16 protein-coding genes and 1 pseudogene are annotated in these 17,318 nt (G+C 37.2%); 4 read left to right on the top strand and 13 right to left on the bottom strand.

Annotation, left to right across the window (positions count from 1 at the left end; genetic code table 11):
• From C1642_RS08740 to hcaE, 5 genes and pseudogenes are all read right to left on the bottom strand, one after another.
• Nucleotides 1-351: pseudogene (locus C1642_RS08740) on the bottom strand (3-carboxyethylcatechol 2,3-dioxygenase); the annotation flags it as partial.
• Between the two features lie 62 nt (nt 352-413).
• Nucleotides 414-1,229: a 3-phenylpropionate-dihydrodiol/cinnamic acid-dihydrodiol dehydrogenase gene (gene hcaB, locus C1642_RS08735; RefSeq protein WP_004736599.1), complete on the bottom strand. Its 816-nt coding sequence runs from the start codon at nt 1,227-1,229 to the stop codon at nt 414-416.
• A gap of 2 nt (nt 1,230-1,231) precedes the next feature.
• Nucleotides 1,232-1,558 carry a 3-phenylpropionate/cinnamic acid dioxygenase ferredoxin subunit gene (gene hcaC / locus C1642_RS08730; protein ID WP_001033367.1) on the bottom strand — a complete coding sequence of 109 codons (327 nt, stop codon included), beginning with the start codon at nt 1,556-1,558 and terminating at the stop codon, nt 1,232-1,234.
• Nucleotides 1,558-2,118 carry a 3-phenylpropionate/cinnamic acid dioxygenase subunit beta gene (hcaF, locus tag C1642_RS08725; RefSeq protein WP_001071801.1) on the bottom strand — a complete coding sequence of 187 codons (561 nt, stop codon included), beginning with the start codon at nt 2,116-2,118 and terminating at the stop codon, nt 1,558-1,560. The genes hcaC and hcaF overlap by 1 nt, the downstream gene beginning before the upstream one ends.
• Nucleotides 2,115-3,518, bottom strand: a complete 1,404-nt coding sequence (gene hcaE, locus C1642_RS08720) for a 3-phenylpropionate/cinnamic acid dioxygenase subunit alpha (protein WP_001013451.1) — start codon at nt 3,516-3,518, stop codon at nt 2,115-2,117. Before hcaE ends, hcaF begins: the two co-directional genes overlap by 4 nt.
• A gap of 266 nt (nt 3,519-3,784) precedes the next feature.
• Between hcaE and hcaR the strand changes: the two genes are divergently transcribed.
• The gene (gene hcaR, locus C1642_RS08715; protein ID WP_000423285.1) at nt 3,785-4,684 is read left to right on the top strand and encodes a DNA-binding transcriptional regulator HcaR; all 900 of its coding nucleotides are present in this window, start codon (nt 3,785-3,787) and stop codon (nt 4,682-4,684) included.
• Nucleotides 4,685-4,799: 115 nt separating this feature from the next.
• Here hcaR and C1642_RS08710 read toward each other — a convergent pair whose 3' ends face one another.
• From C1642_RS08710 to C1642_RS08690, 5 genes are all read right to left on the bottom strand, one after another.
• Nucleotides 4,800-5,660, bottom strand: a complete 861-nt coding sequence (locus C1642_RS08710) for an alpha/beta fold hydrolase (protein ID WP_000537604.1) — start codon at nt 5,658-5,660, stop codon at nt 4,800-4,802.
• A gap of 185 nt (nt 5,661-5,845) precedes the next feature.
• On the bottom strand, nt 5,846-7,159 hold the full coding sequence (locus C1642_RS08705; RefSeq protein WP_103236208.1) for an OprD family outer membrane porin: 1,314 nt from the start codon (nt 7,157-7,159) through the stop codon (nt 5,846-5,848).
• A 414-nt stretch (nt 7,160-7,573) separates the two neighbouring features.
• The gene (gene dmpG, locus C1642_RS08700; protein ID WP_032029020.1) at nt 7,574-8,593 is read right to left on the bottom strand and encodes a 4-hydroxy-2-oxovalerate aldolase; all 1,020 of its coding nucleotides are present in this window, start codon (nt 8,591-8,593) and stop codon (nt 7,574-7,576) included.
• Nucleotides 8,594-8,604: 11 nt separating this feature from the next.
• Complete coding sequence (locus tag C1642_RS08695; protein WP_103236207.1) at nt 8,605-9,510, bottom strand: acetaldehyde dehydrogenase (acetylating); 906 nt, start codon at nt 9,508-9,510, stop codon at nt 8,605-8,607.
• An 11-nt stretch (nt 9,511-9,521) separates the two neighbouring features.
• Entirely contained in the window at nt 9,522-10,319 is a 798-nt protein-coding gene (locus C1642_RS08690) for a fumarylacetoacetate hydrolase family protein (protein ID WP_103236206.1), read from the bottom strand.
• Between the two features lie 526 nt (nt 10,320-10,845).
• Here C1642_RS08690 and C1642_RS08685 point away from each other — a divergent pair.
• Complete coding sequence (locus C1642_RS08685) at nt 10,846-11,667, top strand: alpha/beta hydrolase (RefSeq protein WP_228153831.1); 822 nt, start codon at nt 10,846-10,848, stop codon at nt 11,665-11,667.
• A gap of 43 nt (nt 11,668-11,710) precedes the next feature.
• On the opposite strand, the gene C1642_RS08680 is transcribed toward C1642_RS08685, so the two are convergent.
• From C1642_RS08680 to C1642_RS08670, 3 genes are all read right to left on the bottom strand, one after another.
• Entirely contained in the window at nt 11,711-13,126 is a 1,416-nt protein-coding gene (locus C1642_RS08680; protein WP_000842798.1) for an MFS transporter, read from the bottom strand.
• The gene (locus tag C1642_RS08675; RefSeq protein ID WP_000069900.1) at nt 13,123-14,193 is read right to left on the bottom strand and encodes an MBL fold metallo-hydrolase; all 1,071 of its coding nucleotides are present in this window, start codon (nt 14,191-14,193) and stop codon (nt 13,123-13,125) included. Before C1642_RS08675 ends, C1642_RS08680 begins: the two co-directional genes overlap by 4 nt.
• Nucleotides 14,194-14,352: 159 nt before the next feature.
• Nucleotides 14,353-14,844, bottom strand: coding sequence for a cupin domain-containing protein (locus tag C1642_RS08670; RefSeq protein ID WP_103236204.1), 492 nt, complete (start codon nt 14,842-14,844; stop codon nt 14,353-14,355).
• Nucleotides 14,845-15,054: 210 nt separating this feature from the next.
• Here C1642_RS08670 and C1642_RS08665 point away from each other — a divergent pair, with 210 nt between their 5' ends.
• Both C1642_RS08665 and C1642_RS08655 read left to right on the top strand, forming a co-directional pair.
• Nucleotides 15,055-15,408, top strand: coding sequence for a YidH family protein (locus C1642_RS08665; protein ID WP_103236203.1), 354 nt, complete (start codon nt 15,055-15,057; stop codon nt 15,406-15,408).
• Nucleotides 15,409-16,013: 605 nt separating this feature from the next.
• Nucleotides 16,014-17,015, top strand: coding sequence for an AraC family transcriptional regulator (locus C1642_RS08655; protein WP_024436655.1), 1,002 nt, complete (start codon nt 16,014-16,016; stop codon nt 17,013-17,015).
• Nucleotides 17,016-17,318 lie beyond the last annotated feature (303 nt).

The raw sequence follows: 17,318 nt of genomic DNA, 5'->3' as shown, positions 1-17,318 counted from the left end.
CCCATGATCCGCTTGCATACGATATGAATATGCAACATCCACACCTTCATCAAGTACTTTTCGAATTAAGTTTAATGCTGTGCTTTCAGGCACATTAAGCTCACCAGGTCCATAATTCCAATCACCTGCTGCTGTTGCGCGGACACCCACGCAGAAACTCGGCATCAGATCATAAAAGAAGCCGTTAAAATGATCTGGCCCAAAAGCAATAATTAAAGTTGGGTCGTATGCTTTGACCTCGGCAGCCAATTTTTCAAAAGTATGACGCACCGTTTGTTCTTGTTGTTTTTCTGCCGGAGACGCAAATTCCATTAGCGGGCTATGAGAAGCACAAATAAGTTTAACAGTCATGATTAGCTCCGAAATAAGACAGTTTTTAGCTGACTTATTAGTCCATTAATATCGGATTAAAATTAAGCATCAAAAAAACCAGCGTTCGCTTGGCGTAAGCCACGAATGCCCAAACCACAGTCAGCATTTATAAAAACGCCAGATAATGGACGGTTATTTTGACGAGATGCGAGCAATACATAAGAACCAGTCATGTCTTCTGGTTCTGGTAAGAATCTCAATGGCATGCCTTGCCCAATTCTTTGTGGATCACGTGCATCAAGTAATCCTAGATTTTCCTGTCCAAGGGATGCAGCACCTTTCACATTGACATTCATGCCTGATGGAGCAACTGCATTCACACGCACTTTCGGTGCCAACTCATAGGCCAGTTCACGCACTAAACCTACATCAGCATGTTTTGATGCGGTATAAATTGGACCACCACCAGATGAATAAAACGCTGAGTTAGATAAGGTAAAAATCATTGAGCCTTCAGTTTTGAGTAACTCATCTAAAGCTGCTTTTGCACCAAGCAAATAACCCTTCGTGTTAATACTCATGATTTCATCAAAGGCTTTATCTAACTGTTCGCCACTCATGTTAACGATGTCGGCATAATGATCCCAAATACCGGCATTACCAATAAAACAGTCAAGTTTTCCAAAACGTTCTACGGTAGCCTGCACAGCACGAACGTTATCCTGAAAATTAGCCACATCTCCTGTCACTGCTACGATTTTGTCACCATAGCGTGCAATCAATTCATCTACTTTTGATTGAGATCGTTGCAACACGCCAACATGTGCTCCCTCTTGTAAAAAGCGCTCAACCAACGCAAGCCCTAGTCCTGAACCGCCACCAGTAATTAGCGCAACTTCACCCTCTAGCCAGCCCATCATTACGCTCCTACCATTTCGACATAAAGTGCACCATCTTCAATCACGACAGGGAATGTCTGAATCGAGTCAGTCGCTGGTACACATTGTGGTACGCCAGTTTTCAAACAAAAACGTGATGCATGAAGTGGACATTCGACCGTGCCATCATCCTCTAGGTAACCTTCTGACATAGAAGCATTACCATGACTGCATTTATCATTCATGGCAAAAAATTCACCATTGAAATTGAACACAGCAAGTGCGGCAATATCACCTACATTACAATCTACTTTCAGTGCTTCGCCTTCATCCAACTCATCAATCTGACAAACAAAAATCTTATTCATTAGAAAAACACCGTAATATTGTGAGAAATCAAAGTCGCTTGATCGAGGGTGATATCGCGTTTAGCAATTTTCCAACCTAAACTACTGCTCTCATCTTTTCGAATCAGATCAACTCGTTTACCAATATAGGTCAGTATGTCTTTTTCTTTTTGCGAGCGATAAAGCAAATAATTACTAAAAACTTGATATTCATTTGCTTGTGCAGTTGCTTCGACCCGTATATTAGTAATCAAGTGACGAGTACGTGATGGCGGTTCTTCGGACCACGACATCCCTGTTTCTAATTTTGCTACACGGCGTTCTAGTACAAATTTGTCGTCGTGATAAATCCATGTTGATGGTGGTGCAATACATTTACGACGATCACGTGTTTGCGCATTTGTCGTCGTTTTGAGCGTATATAAAATATCTTCGCTTAAGATTTCCAACCAATCACGAAATTTCCAGTCATCTAACAATTGTGCTTCTGCATATAGAAACTGACTAATGTCGTGGTGAAGTTCCAATCCAATAGAACGCCATACTGGCTGTGGTTTTAATGAGTCAATGATCTGGTTCATTTCACAAGCTCCTTCTCACCCTTTTTAGCCGCTTTTTTCAAAAGCTCTTGCTCATACGCCTCATCTGCCCGTTGCACGTCTTCCCATTTTTCATGCATCAATAGGTTTGCCCAATGACGATACATGCCACGCGCGGCGGTTTCAGAAAAAACATGGTTAGTAATACCGGGGATACCATCTTCACGGTATTTTTCATTGCCAAGTCCCATTTCCATAATGAGTTTACTTTTTCGCGCTTTATAACCACGTAACACTTTCTGGATCTCAATCCAGTTTTCACCATCGTCTGCTTCAGCAAAACCAGCTGGGCCAAATGCTCGGCAAGCATTCAACTCCATCGCTTCTTTGATGTGCTGCGGAGCTGCTTTGTCCGTGATACAGAACGCCCAAACTTCAGTTTTATCTGGTCCACGTGGATGCCAAATGCGCATCGTCGTCATACCATTCAACCAAGACAAAGTTGGGAACATGGTGTTGTGTCCAGCCAAGCGTAAAGCACGTGTGTCGCCCAAACGCTCTTTGGTTTCTTCATAGGTTTCACGGAAGTAATCCGCTACTTGACCATCTACCCAGAAATTAGCATCTGGTCTTTCGGTCAGAAAGAAACCTGAGCCATGGCCGCGTTGACCATATTGCACACAGCTTTCTGCTGTTTCCCACACTGGACGTGCAGTTTGTGCTGTACCTAATGCTTTAGAAGCATCATCATTTGGTTTACCACCTAAAACTTGTACTGCAGAGGCATGCGAGTACGGCGCGTGGTATTGATCAGAAGCAAACTGTTCTGCTGCAAATTTCCAGTTACAGTTAATTTCCCATTTATGAATGCCACCAATGACTTCCGAGCCACCTTCACGGCGGTCAATCATTGCATCCAGATACCAAGCAATATCTCCCATATAATCAAGTAATTCGGGTGTGTCATCTGCCCAACAACCAAAAACTAAACCTTTATAGCTTGCAACACGAGGAACCTCTTGCAATCCCCATTCTTCTTTACAAGCCCCATGTGGGAAGGCGACACCTTCTAATGGAATATCTTTAAGTGAACCGTCAATCCCATAGGACCAACCATGATAGGGACAAGTAAATGCACGCGTATTACCACAGTCAGCATAGCTAACCCGCATAGAACGGTGACGACATTGATTTAATAATGCTTTAATAGAACCGTCTTTTTGGCGAATAACAATAATTGGGTCCTCGCCCATATACGTATTGAAAAAGTCGCCTGATTTTGGAATTTGGCTTTCGTGACAAAGAAATAACCAACAACGTCCAAAAACACGCTCTAACTCTAGTTCGTATAATTGCGGATCTGTATAGATAGCTGGCGAGATACGTCCATTTTGTGCATCGACTAAAGCATCGATTTCGCACACTTCAATTTTTCCATTCATGAGAAGCACTCCTGCTGTCGCCAAAAAAGCACAACATAAAATTCAATTTAAATGGATAATGATTTTTTAAACGTTTTAAGTGAAATATTTTATTTGTTTCAAATTAGACTTTTTATGAATTATTCATTATAGATTTTAAATATTAAAATTAAGCTCAACTGATACTAATCGGTAGTTTTTATAAACGGATTTATGGTTTTTAACCATTTAACATTACTCTATTAACGACCTAAAGTTAATAAGAGGATTTTTGGATCACAACTGATATGGAATTACGTCATTTACGCTACTTTGTAATGGTGGCTGAAGAACTCAACTTTAGTAAAGCTGCACTTCGCCTTTACACAGCTCAACCATCATTAAGTCAACAAATTAAAGACCTTGAAGATGAAGTTGGCGTTACATTACTACATCGTACTAAACGTAAAGTTGAGCTCACCGAAGAAGGAAGTATATTTCTTGAGCAGGCGCGTTTAACTTTAGCTCAAGCAGATAAAGCGATTGCAATGGCCCGCCAAGTTTCGAAATTAAAAAAACAACAACTGACGATTGGTTTTGTCCCTGTCGTAGAAATGAAAGTTTTTCCATCTGTTCTTCCAAGTTTAAGGGTACAAAACCCAAACCTGAAGATCGAATTACGTAGTATGAATAACACCGAACAAATGGAAGCCCTAAAGAATGGGATTATTGATATTGCATTTATGAGAGATAATTTAAATAACGATGAAATACAAAGCCAGTTCGTATTACGTGAACCATTAATGCTATTAATCCCTCATAACCATTCACTTGCCCAGTTCAAACGTATACCAGTAAAGCTTTTAGATAATATTGACTTTATTATTCCATCGCCCGAGCAGTCTTCAATTTTACATCATACTATTCTTAATTTTGCCGAAATTCACAATATTAAATTTAATATTGTTCAAACTGCCCATAATATTCTATTTAATATTAATTCGATAGGAATGGGATTAGGCTGCGGTATTTTGCCTAGTTATATAGAGCCCTTAACTTTAAATAATATTGTCACCCGACCACTGGATGTAGATCTACCCTTTTTAGATTTATACGTCAGCTATAGAAAAGATGCTGAGTCTTCAGGAGTCAAAGAATTTATAGATTTATTGAGTAAAGTTTTTTACTTAAATATTAATAAAGCTTAAAATCCTTCAGTTAATACAAAAGTCTAAGATAAAATGACAAGGCTCAGCAAAAAACTAAAAATTTTACTTTAAATACAGGAAGAATAATAATTTATCCTTCCTGTATTGTTATATTTTATTTAACATCATGTACTGCTAAATATTGTTTAATAATCTGGTTAAATTCTTGTGCTTTTTCAACTTGTGACCAATGACCACATTGACTAAAAATATGTGCATCTGCATGAGGTACAATATTCAAAATATCCCAAGTACGAGATACAGGAATAACTACATCTTGCACACCATGAATGAGTAATACAGGAACTTGAATCTCTTTCATCTTTTCAAAATCAAGCGGGAACTCAAAACGGTCACGGTCTCGTGCACCAACAACATCCATCAATCGATCCGAAGCGTAGTCATTTTTTGCTGAGTCAAAACGAACTTTAACCAATTCATCTGTGACTAAAGACTTATCGACCACAAACATTTCTAAAGTTTTACGGATACCAGCTTCTGTCAATTCAGGATTAGCATGTGCTTTAAGTGCTGCCGTCTGTTTAGCACCACCCGTTCCCATTGATACAATACCCAGTACACGCTCTGGGTAATCCAATATAAACTGGAATGCTAACCAACCACCTAAAGAATTGCCTACTAACCAGGTTTTTTCAATTCCTAAAGCATCTAATACACGGACCGCATGATCTACCCATGCCCGGATACCGTAAGCTGTGCCTTCTGCAACAACAGTTTGTCCATAACCAATCGAATCAATAGCAATACAGCGTGCCTGCTCAGCAATTTGTGGTAAGTTCAACCACCAGTTTGCTGCTGCTGAAACACCAGTACCCGAACCATGTAAAAATAAAATTGGAGTACCTTCTCCGAGCTCATGATAATGAGTGAGCTCGCCTGCTGCAGTTTCAATCCATTTGTCTTCCAAACCAAAAAATGGATCTGTTTTATATTCGGGGATTTGTACTGTGCCCATGTCATTCCTCTTACAATTTATACAGCTCAACTCAAGATTAAGCTGCTTTTACTAGGCCAAATTTTAAATGTTTTACTCACCCATCTTACCTGTTCACGGCGCCTAAACTGATACTTGTTTACGATGAGGTGATACAAAAAAAATATTAATAACCATTTGTTATTTAAATAAATATTTAAAAGTATTTAAAATTTATAGGTGTATGTCGTTGCAATACGATGTTCCTGCAAATCGCTTGCTTGGCCTGCAATATTGTCGAAGTTCACATCGATATACATCCACTGAAAACCTAAGCCTTGTAACCTCCCTTCTGGCACAACGTAATTCAGAATAAAGTTGAATTCATCTTCTTTGCCTTTGCCTGTTAATGCACTTGATTCATAAGCTGAATCAATGCCCCAACCATGCCAATATTTTGCAGTGGTTTTTAAACCTTTAATGCCAAGATCACTAAAATCATCATAGCTATAAGCCACACCCACCGATTTTTCATCTTTACGGATAAAGCTCGCAACTGACCAGTTATCTAAATAAGGCTGGGGTACCCAACCTGCGAGGGATGGGAAATATGGTGCGCCAGTTGCTGCACTCGGGTTACTACCATGGTCACCAAACATTTGCTGATAAGATAAACCTATACTGTGTGAGCCATAAGTTAAGGTTGAGCCTATAGACAATGCCTGATTATCAATATCACCATACAAGGCATCTCCCGACTCTGCATTGTCGAAAAAACGTATGTGTGAATCGACTTTTAACTTGTCATAATTGTTCTTATAGTTCACACCCAAGTAATTTTGACGATAGATATTCGTCACATCACCATAAAAGTAACTTGCAGTCCAGTTTTTATTTAATTGGTAATCTATGCCCGCAACATACATTCCATCAGTTTTACCATCATTATTTAATGCTTTAGGCCATAGACCAAAATCCATTGGCTGATTTTCATAACGGGCATTGATACTATCCAAATAACCTAACGTTAATTTGGTGTTTTTGAAATCTTTTGACTCTAGCCATACCCCATTATAAGTGGTCAATAATTGACGTGATGGATCAAAATGGATTACTGGTGTTACAGGTAAAAGTTCACCAATTCGTAATTCAGTTTGGCTGATTTTCGCTTTAAGAGTTGCTCCTATTTTTCCAAACTGGCGCTCTTGTTTTCCTGTGCCTGTATCAGAAATCCCACTGTATGGCAGAACCCAATCTGCGTTACGGTCACGCCCATCCAGACGTACAGCATACTGTGCTAACACATCAACACCGAGTTGTAACGCCCCAAACTCTGCATAGCCCGATTTTGCATCCAGTGTCACAGCTTGCGACCAACTCCCCCAGTTTTTTGCAGGGGTGTCATCATACTGACGATCTAAATAGAAGTTTTTAAATTTCAGCTGAACCTGACTATCTTCAACAAAACCAGCATATGTACAAGTAGTTCCTATTGTTGCTACCAAACAAGCCATTGCGATCCATAACGTTTGACGACGCATTGCGTACTTCCTTTCAATCAATCCATGAAACCAAGCCCTATCATGCTCAACTCTATTTTTATGAAAAATGCGACTAGAGTATTAAGATATTTTTCTTTTTAAACTCAATGCTTTAAAAAAATGTTACTTTTCCAGTAATGGGAATTTTTAACAGATCACTAAAAACGATTAATCATTTCAAAAAAAATAGACCAACTATTTGTTATATATGTATTTATTATAAAAATAACTTTATTTAAATTCGCTATTTTTAATTTTTTAATCGATTTTTTATTTAAATAGAGACTTATTTAATTAAAATGATGTCTATCCATTTATAGAAAATAACGCTTATATCCAAGTTATTTCATCTAGATCAAATCATTAGATGTAAAAAAAGCACTCTCGTGGAGTGCTCTTTCATTTGTAAAAAACTTATGCGCTTATTACTTTCGCTTTTGACATAGTCAAGGCAAGATCTTCAATCATATCCTCCTGTCCCCCAACCGTACCACGGCGACCTAGCTCTAATAAAATTTCACGTGCAGAGACGCCATATTTAGCTTCGGCACGTTTTGCAAACAACAAGAAAGATGAATATACACCTGCATAACCTAACGTTGCTGCATCACGATCGGCACGAATTGGATTTAGCATCATTGGAATTACAAGATCTTCTGCAATATCCTGTACTTTAAACAAGTCTACGCCTGTTTCTATTTGCATACGATTTGCAACTGCAATAAATAACTCAAGTGGCGTATTGCCCGCTCCAGCTCCTAGACCAGCTGCTGCCAAGTCGACCCGAATTGCACCAGCTTCAACCGCAGCAACAGTATTGGCAACACCCATACCCAAATTATGGTGACCATGGAAACCTAATTCAATACTGCTATCAAGCTCCTGACGAAGTAACCCAATCCGATCGGTTACATCCTGTGGCAACATGTACCCAGCAGAGTCAGTGACATAAATACAGTTAGCACCGTAAGACACCATTTTTTTTGCTTCTTCTAGCAAATGTTTTGGCGATGCCATATGTGCCAACATTAGAAAGCCTACTGTATCCATTCCCAATTTTCGAGCAGCAGTAATATGCTGTTCAGATACATCTGCTTCCGTACAGTGTGTTGCAACACGAATGGTTGAAACACCAATCTCATGTGCCATTTTCAAATGATCAACTGTCCCAATACCCGGTAATAAAAGTGCGGAAACCTTAGCATTTTTCATGCGTGGTACAACAGCAGACAAATATTCCTCATCTGTTGCAGCGGCGAAACCATAGTTAACTGAACTCCCTCCCAAACCATCACCATGAGTGACTTCAATCAAGGGGACACCTGCTTCGTCTAACGCTGTTGAAATGGCAATCATTTGCTCAACTGTAGTTTGATGACGTTGTGGATGCATACCATCACGTAACGTCATATCATGCACAATAATCTTAGACATACGGTTTCTCCTTAAACAACTTCAGCTTTTGGGTTAGATAAAACGCGCTCTGCAAACATTTCTGCAGTACGTGCGGCTGCGGCTGTCATAATGTCAAGGTTACCGGCATATTTTGGCAAATAATCTCCTAGGCCTTCTACCTCAAGAAATATCGAAATACGATTACCATCAAATACAGGGCCATTTACTAACTTGTAGCCCGGAACATATTTTTGGACTTCTTTGATCATGGCATTTACTGATTCAGTAATTGCAACTTGGTCCGGTTCTCCATCAACTAAACAGTGAACTGTGTCACGCATCATTAGTGGTGGTTCAGCCGGGTTAATAATAATGATGGCTTTACCTTGTTTAGCTCCGCCAACCTTTTCAATTGCACCAGCAGTGGTGCGAGTAAATTCATCAATGTTCTTACGAGTACCCGGGCCAACCGATTTTGTTGATACAGTGGCAATGATTTCAGCATAGTTAACAGTCTGTACCCGTGAAATCGCTGCGACCATAGGAATAGTTGCTTGCCCACCACAAGTCACCATATTCACATTAGGGATTTCACCCGCATCCAACAAAGCTTCTAAATTCACTGGCGGTACACAAAATGGACCAATTGCTGCAGGAGTTAAATCAATCATCAATACCCCAAGCTCATTTAGCTTGCGACTGTTCTCTGTATGTACATATGCTGAAGTTGCATCAAAAGCAATTTTGATATCATCTCCAAGGACATGAGGTAATAAACCATCAACGCCTTCAGCCGTAGTTTTTAAACCCATTTTTTCAGCGCGAGCCAAGCCTTCGGAAGCAGGATCAATTCCAACCATCCATACTGGTTCCAATAATTCACTACGCTGTAATTTATATAATAAATCCGTTCCAATATTTCCTGGACCGATTAAAGCGCATTTAATCTTTTTCATTTCCTTATCCTTTATTCAGCAGCAAAGCATGCAATGACTGAATTGAAGCCTTCAATTTCAACTTTAAATTCATCCCCCGGATGAGCCACCACCATTGGACCCAATGCACCCGTCAGGACAATATCTCCTGCTTGTAATGGACGTCCGCGTCGTACCATTTCATCAGCTAACCAAATTGCTGCATTCAATGGATTAGCTAAACAAGCTTTACCAACACCTTGCGAAACGACTTCTTCACCACGAGTCATAGTCATTTTGCAATTCACTAAATCAAGTTGATTAAGCTGTACTGGACATGAACCCAACACAAAAGCTGCACTTGATGCATTGTCAGCAACTGTGTCAATCAAAGAGATTTTCCAGTTCTCAATACGACTATCAACTATTTCAATAGCGGGTAAGGCATAGTCTGTTGCACTAATAATGTCTGCATATGTATGTCGGGTTTGGGTTAAATCCTTTTTGAGTACGAGCGCAATTTCAGCTTCAACTTTTGGCTGAATCAGTTTGCTAATTGGAATTTCTTCACCATCACCGTATGCCATATCAGCAAATAGCATCCCAAAGTCAGGTTGATCTACGCCAAGTTGGGCTTGTACTACTTTAGACGTTAGACCAATTTTTCGCCCTACTAAACGGCGCCCTTCCGAAAGTGCACGTACAGTATTGATTTCCTGTACTGCATAAGCGATATCCACATTTGCCTGTTCACCACCAAGCTCAGCACGAATAGGAATAATCGCAGTTTGTGATAGTTCAGCTTGTCTTAAGGCCAAAGCAACTGAATCAACAACAGCAGAATTCGACATCAATATTTCCTTAAACTGCAAAATTGAATGTATACTGCGTCACTGAAGGTATAAAAACGGAATACGAATTTCAGGCAAAGTTAGACACAACAAATCCCTTGTATTTTCCGAGACAGCTACCTACTGGAACGTGTACATAAAACAGTTTAAGAATGAAAAAATCCCCATCTAAATGCCAATACTTATTTTGTTTCATATAATAGTTTTTATTTATAATCGGAACAGAATGCCTTTAAATGTTTATATTAGGCCTACGAGAGCTATGTTGATCTACAACCTCTACCTCTAAAAGTTCTTTAATTTTTATAATTTTCAATCAGAGGATCCCCCCAAAATTTATCCATCTAATATAATTCTATTGAACTTAGATAAATTATATAGAATTATCCATTTTTCTAACTTCAGAGGAAGTACATTTTAAAATCCCTTAAAAGGTGTATATGAAATATTAAAGAAGTGTATTTCTAATATTTCATGACGTTTTATGATGAAATTCCTGTAATTATATTAAGTAATAGTTATGAACATGAATGAATATGAATATGTCGATGGGCAAAGACATTCTAGTTTTGCTGATCTGTTTGTTTATTATGAAAAATTAAATCAAGAAATACTTCAAGAAAAGGAATGGGCACTAGATCAGCCCTATGGTTTTCAAGAACGCGAATTATTCGATGTGTGTTATGCAAAAACTCCAGCTAAGGCAATTATTATTTATTTACATGCGGGTTACTGGCAATCGAGAGATAAAAGCCAGTTTCGTTTTATTGCACAGGATATAAGCTCTCAAGGGTATCATTTTGTTTTAGTCAATTACCCACTTTGTCCTACAGTTAAAATTGGAGGCATTGTAAGATCTATACAATATGCTATCCATTCTATAAAAAATTTTTTTAAATATAAAGAAATCGATCTCCCTATCATTTTGTGTGGTCATTCAGCAGGTGCTCACCTAGTAACTGAACTAGCTATTCAGAATAGTAAATCAGTACACTCAAAACTTTTTCATGGCGTCATAGCAATTAGTGGTATTTATGATCTAGCTCCTCTAAAAGATACTAGCCTAAACCAAGCATTGCAATTAACGGAAAGTGAAATTCAATATTATTCACCAGTTTATAAAAATAGCTTATTGATAGATTTGCCATTTACTTTTCTAGTAGGCCAAAAAGAAACTAACGCTTTTATTCAACAAAATCAGAATATGGCAAAACTTTTAGCTGCTCGAGGAATAGTTAAGAAAGAAGAACTATTAGAGCATGATCACTTCAGTTTATTACAAGAGTTCTTTAAAAAAGGACGTATCTTTCAACATATTGAAATGATGTATGACTTTATTTCAATATGAATAAATAAATTAAAAGTGCCCATGGGCACTTTTAATTTATGGTTTAGCTTTTAATATTTATTAAATTTTGTAGAGACTTAGCTGTCTTATCTGGGTTTAGGAAAATTACCGCAGCTATACCTATGATCAATAAATATAATCCAATATATTGGAAACCAATATTCATACCTGTTAATAAATGGTTCATCATTTCAGGTAATAGAGGTTCGCTTTTCTTAGGTTGAATATATCCGGCTGTATCCATCAGGATTCCGACCATTATAGGTGATACCATCCCACCACAAGAAGCAAGTGCTGTTAGTGTAGCCATGACCACGGCTCTTTGTTTAGAACAAACACTATATGCAACTGCCGTAGGAACTAGAGGAAAAGTCATAGCAAAGCCAGCAGCAAAGATTAAAACGGCTACGGCTGTTTCACCGTTTAAAAATGGAAGAATCTGAAATAGAACACCTGAAGTTATTAAGATTATTCCTAATAAGACGCCTAAAGATACATGTACAGACCTTCCTTGTGCCATTAACTTTCTAGACAAAACTCCTGCTAAAAAAAGTACAAGTGCTCCACAAATCCAAGGGAGGGTCACTAAAACCCCTAATGATTCAGGAGTGACATTTACTACGGCAGATAAATAACGTGGAGCCCAAGTTGTAAGAAATCCCATTGCCCAAAAACAACCAGCGCCAGCAAGAAATGCAACAATAAACATTGGAGAGAAAAATATCTTTGCCATTGGTATGGGAGTTAGATCATCACATAGGTCGACAATACTTTGCTTATTATTTGCATCTAACCGCTTAGTTAGAGGACGACTCAGCTCCTTTTCAGAGCGAATATGGCTATATGGCCCTTCTTTCGCAACAAAAAACCATAAAGATGTCCAAATTAATCCAATAATTCCAAGAAAACCAAAAGCCCAACGCCAACCGTAATTAGGATGAGCAATAATCCAAGCCAGTATCGGAGCAGCAATAATTGGCCCTAGAGTAGAACCTATGGCTACCAGACTACTAGGTAAGCCTCTTTCTTTTGGTTCATACCAACCATGTACATGTTGTAATGTAATAGGGGTCGCCGGGCCTTCAGCCGCACCTAATAATATTCTTGAGATCAGTAATAAGGCAGCTCCACCCCATAACATTGGAAACATTAAAACAGCCCAAGCAACTCCCATAAAAAAGATTAACCATCTTGTTTGTACTCTCATAGCAATAAAACCGACTAAAATTGCCGAAATTGCAAATAAGAAAAAGAAAGCACTACCAATAAATCCAAATTGACTACCTGAAAGTGACAACTCTTGCATAGCAGGTTCTGCGACTAATCCCAAAACAGCCTTATCGGCAAAATTAATCATCTGAAAAATAATTAATAGGCCCGTAATAACCCAAGCTTTTTTTTGTATGCTTTTATCTATTATCTCAGAGGGAGCTAATAGCTCAATACTAGAGCTTTTCATAATAATTCCTCCTGATTTCTTAATACAGCTTCAGCTTTTTGAATTACTTTTAAGTTATTAATTTCAAAAATATCATTATCTTCTGCTGCACTCACAAGCCCACCGAATTCTGACTGTGCGTATGAGACCATTTTTTCTATATCTGCTGCATTTGGTAAATTAGGAACAATATGATGTAAAATTAGATGCTTAACATTTGCATTGGCCGCAACTTTGCCGACTTGTTTATAAGAAGTATGAGATTCTTCAAGATGTACAGCAATCCCATCCCTAGTAGGACCTTCAGGAAAAGTTTGTAATATAGCCTCTAGATCAATGACTTCATGTAATAACACATCTGCATTTCTTGCTAATCGAATACAGTTTTCTGAATATGTAGTATCTCCTGATATTACTACTGAACCGTATTTAGAGTCGAAACGAAATCCAAAAGCTGGATAACACAAACGATGATCGACTAAAATTGTACTTACTTTAACATTTTCATCTTCATAAATAATGAAAGGTTCCATTTCAGGATGTCGTGCATATATCGGATCTGCTTTGGCTTCTTTGGGAATTTCAATATCATGTGCTTCTATCCATTCGCTAGGACTTGTTCTTTCCTCATCTGCCATTCTAATTGCAATATCTGAAGCAAATACGCCTCGCATTAATGCTCCCACCATCTCCTTTGTGCCAACCATAGGATGATCGCCTCCACAACATCCTTGGATATGCACGTGATTTTTCTCAGCTAAAGCTGGATTTTTAGGTGGTTTCCCTGGTCCAAATACTTTTATAGGTTGGCTGAAAGACTCACCAGGAACTTGCCATCCTGTAAAGAGATAAGCCCCTAGATCATAAATATGGTCAGAATGATGATGGGTTATAAAAATACTACGTAACTGCCCCCAAGATGCATGATTTCTATAATTACGAATGCTTCCCATTCCACAATCTACAACATAAACTGCTCCGTCAACACAAATAGCTGTTGAAATACCAGCTCGGCTACTTGAAACAATTGGCCCACCTCCTGTTCCAAGTGCGTAAATCTTCATTCCTTTTGCTACATTATTCGACATTTAATTTTCCTCGTCATAAATTTGATCCCGCATTTCTAAATTATTCGACGAGCCCATATGTAAATATCCGCGTATTCATGAATAACTATACTTTTATTCTGTAAGTTTAATATTCATATATAAAAAGAGCACCTTAAGGCGCTCTTTTAACTCATCAGGTTATTCATAATTTTCTAGCTTGTCAGGTGCAATAAAGCGAATATTTCTTAAAGCAGAAATACGCACAACTTCTTCTGGCTCAGTTAAATTGTGTAATTCAGAGAACAAACTAGCTAAATCATTTCCTGGACTTACCCAGAAAATTCCTTTCCCAGGTGTTTCAGAAACAATTTTATAACCATGTATTGTCCCTCTTGGCCAGTATAAGTAGTCGCCAGCCTTGGCAATACTCCACTCCCCATCGAGATATAAAGCATATTCACCTTCAATAATAAATGCGTGCTCATCTTGAATAGGATGCATATGAGGAGGCACAAAAGTGCCAGGAGGATCATTAGAGATCCATGCAAAACTAGATTTTTGATCTCCTCCTACCATCGGCTCATAAACATGTCCCAAAACATTCCATTTTATTTTTTTACTTTCATCATCATGCCTTGTTTCTCCAAATTCAAAATTACTTTGTATTTCCGAAAAAATTAATTGATTCATAAAAATAAACTCCTGTTTTTGCCCTCTCTCAGTCAAGCAAAAAGACACTTATCGTTTCTATTCATTTATTAGATAGATAATGTCTATTTATTAGAATTATTTTAAATTTTATAAAGATCGGATAAGGAATCCTTAAAATTTGAATAGTATTCTCTTCTGCTTATTTATAAGTTAGTTGAGTTATCGAAGGAATACTTTCGAGTTTAAATTATGATTAATCTTTTTATAAAGCAACTACTTCTAAAAGTGGGTGAAGAACCAGATCCACGTTTTACGCTTGCCAACGAGCGGACTTTTTTAGCCTGGACACGTACAGCTCTTGCTTTACTGGCTTCAGCAGTAGCATTGATTACGATTTCAGAACATTATCATCAACTTCAAAAAGCTCAACAAATATTTAATTTGTTAGTCATTGCTTCTTTAATGATTAGTTTGGCAGCTCTCATTCGCTGGTATAGAGTAGAACTTGCACTAAGGCTTAAAAAACCTTTACCCTTTCCCTTCATGACTCCTGTACTAACGCTACTAAGCTTTATCATTTTATTTGTTTTTTCTTTTAAGTAAGTTGAACTAAAATGCTAAAAGATGATTCAGGATTACAACCCCAACGGACTTATTTAGCTAATGAACGAACTCTTTTTTCTATTTTAGCTACCAGTTTATTTATTAGTAAAATTTTTACCAATTTTCCTGTTATTAGTCTTTTAATTTTAACTATTACTTGTCTCTACTTTACTAGTCACTTATTTTTAGCTTTCCATGTTCAAATAAAGAATCTGGAAATAACAGAACGAAAATATACTTTTTTATCACACGCATTAATGATTTTTTTAATAAGTTTTATTTGTTTTGTTGCAAAAATTTTTTGACTTTAAGAGGTCTAATAACAACTTCAAAAAACTTAAAAGCAGTAGTAACCTGCTAAATTTTAGAGGAGAGTTAAGCGCTATACTTCTATAGATTAAAATTTGAGAATACCCTCAACTATGGACAAGACTTAAATTCTGGATGAAACTGTTAAAATGAAAACATTTTAACCCTAAAATTTCAATTTTGAATATGGAAAAACTACTTCAATATATTGAATTATATTGTACTTAAATCAAAGCATAGATTTGCTTTTTATAGATATCTTTTATCTGAGTTAAATGGATTTTAAGGAGATGAAGATGACCGAATCAATTAGACAAATTGGCCCTTTTAGAAATAAATTTAGTGTGCATCACACCGAAATTACCAGGACAATCCAATGGATGGGAAAAATAAATGGCCCCCATCAATTAGATGTCCCATCACCAAAACACATGGACTTTTTCCATGAAGGTTTCAGCTTGGGGGATATTACTTTTGGTCAAGTTTCTTATTCAACAGAAGTGCAAATTAAACTAGATGATCTTCAAAAAAGCTATATTTTTAATATTCCTATTCATGGCCAGCAAACGCTAAAAATTGGTAATTTAAATATAGAGTCAAACTCAGAGGTTGCTACTCTTCTCTCTCCACAGCTCCCACTTATTATGACTGTAAATGAGGGATGTACTAAACAAGTTATCCGGCTTTCGAAAAGCCTTGTAGAAGAACATCTAGTTAAATTACTAGGTTATAAATTACATCGACCATTAGTATTTGATGTTCATGCTCCTTTGCAGGGTAAAATAAAACAATGGTTTCAACTTGCAATGCATTTACAGGAAATGGTCAGTGATGATTATTCTTTATGCGATGATTCTGGAGTTTGGCGTAATTTTGAGTCTAATCTAGTTATTATGCTTTTAAATGCTCAGCCACATAACTATTCTCAAGAACTGAATTTGCGTCAACAAGGTCGGCCTAATTATTTATTAAAAGTAGAACAAATTTTGATAAATTCTCTAAACCAACCTTTAAACTTGAAAGAACTAGAAAAAGTTTTAGGGGTCTCTCGAGAACGGTTATATAGGGACTTCCATTTATATTTTGGCCAATCGCCTATTGCTTATTTTCGTAATTTACGTTTTGAAGTAGTTCACAAACGCCTTCAAGAAATTCGACCTTGGGAAAATGTTTCCAGTATTGCTTTAGACTGTGGTTTTCAACAATTAGGAAGGTTCTCAAGCGAGTACAAAAAAAAGTTTGGAGAACTTCCTTCAGAGACTTTATTTAACTCTAAAACCTCAATCTTACTTGAATAGAAATATCTTTTCCTTCAAAAATCTAAAGCCTAATCAATTTATTAAATAGTTTTAATAGTTGATTTAACAAACATGTTTAGATTAAATCAAAAGGTGAAATTTAAAAAATCAATTCTCATTAATATAAAAGCAATTATTAAAATTCAAAATAAATATTCTCCCTTAAACCAGAAAAATATTAATAAAAGCCCACTTTAATGTGGGCCTTTATTACTTCTTTTTCTTTGCGCTGATCAAGAAGGTTAATATAAAAAACAATAATCGAATTAAAATATTAAATTACACCTCCTTATAAAATTTAAA

The organism is Acinetobacter sp. AKBS16, assembly GCF_002899995.1.
In the GTDB taxonomy this organism is placed as follows: domain Bacteria; phylum Pseudomonadota; class Gammaproteobacteria; order Pseudomonadales; family Moraxellaceae; genus Acinetobacter; species Acinetobacter baumannii.
This window is presented reverse-complemented; position numbering and strand designations above follow the sequence as displayed.

Coding starts and splice junctions, on each gene's coding strand:
- hcaB (WP_004736599.1), bottom strand. CDS start 1,229: ATGGGCTGGCTAGAGGGTGAAGTTGCGCTAATTACTGGTGGCGGTTCA.
- hcaC (WP_001033367.1), bottom strand. CDS start 1,558: ATGAATAAGATTTTTGTTTGTCAGATTGATGAGTTGGATGAAGGCGAA.
- hcaF (WP_001071801.1), bottom strand. CDS start 2,118: ATGAACCAGATCATTGACTCATTAAAACCACAGCCAGTATGGCGTTCT.
- hcaE (WP_001013451.1), bottom strand. CDS start 3,518: ATGAATGGAAAAATTGAAGTGTGCGAAATCGATGCTTTAGTCGATGCA.
- hcaR (WP_000423285.1), top strand. CDS start 3,785: ATGGAATTACGTCATTTACGCTACTTTGTAATGGTGGCTGAAGAACTC.
- C1642_RS08710 (WP_000537604.1), bottom strand. CDS start 5,660: ATGGGCACAGTACAAATCCCCGAATATAAAACAGATCCATTTTTTGGT.
- C1642_RS08705 (WP_103236208.1), bottom strand. CDS start 7,159: ATGCGTCGTCAAACGTTATGGATCGCAATGGCTTGTTTGGTAGCAACA.
- dmpG (WP_032029020.1), bottom strand. CDS start 8,593: ATGTCTAAGATTATTGTGCATGATATGACGTTACGTGATGGTATGCAT.
- C1642_RS08695 (WP_103236207.1), bottom strand. CDS start 9,510: ATGAAAAAGATTAAATGCGCTTTAATCGGTCCAGGAAATATTGGAACG.
- C1642_RS08690 (WP_103236206.1), bottom strand. CDS start 10,319: ATGTCGAATTCTGCTGTTGTTGATTCAGTTGCTTTGGCCTTAAGACAA.
- C1642_RS08685 (WP_228153831.1), top strand. CDS start 10,846: ATGAATGAATATGAATATGTCGATGGGCAAAGACATTCTAGTTTTGCT.
- C1642_RS08680 (WP_000842798.1), bottom strand. CDS start 13,126: ATGAAAAGCTCTAGTATTGAGCTATTAGCTCCCTCTGAGATAATAGAT.
- C1642_RS08675 (WP_000069900.1), bottom strand. CDS start 14,193: ATGTCGAATAATGTAGCAAAAGGAATGAAGATTTACGCACTTGGAACA.
- C1642_RS08670 (WP_103236204.1), bottom strand. CDS start 14,844: ATGAATCAATTAATTTTTTCGGAAATACAAAGTAATTTTGAATTTGGA.
- C1642_RS08665 (WP_103236203.1), top strand. CDS start 15,055: ATGATTAATCTTTTTATAAAGCAACTACTTCTAAAAGTGGGTGAAGAA.
- C1642_RS08655 (WP_024436655.1), top strand. CDS start 16,014: ATGACCGAATCAATTAGACAAATTGGCCCTTTTAGAAATAAATTTAGT.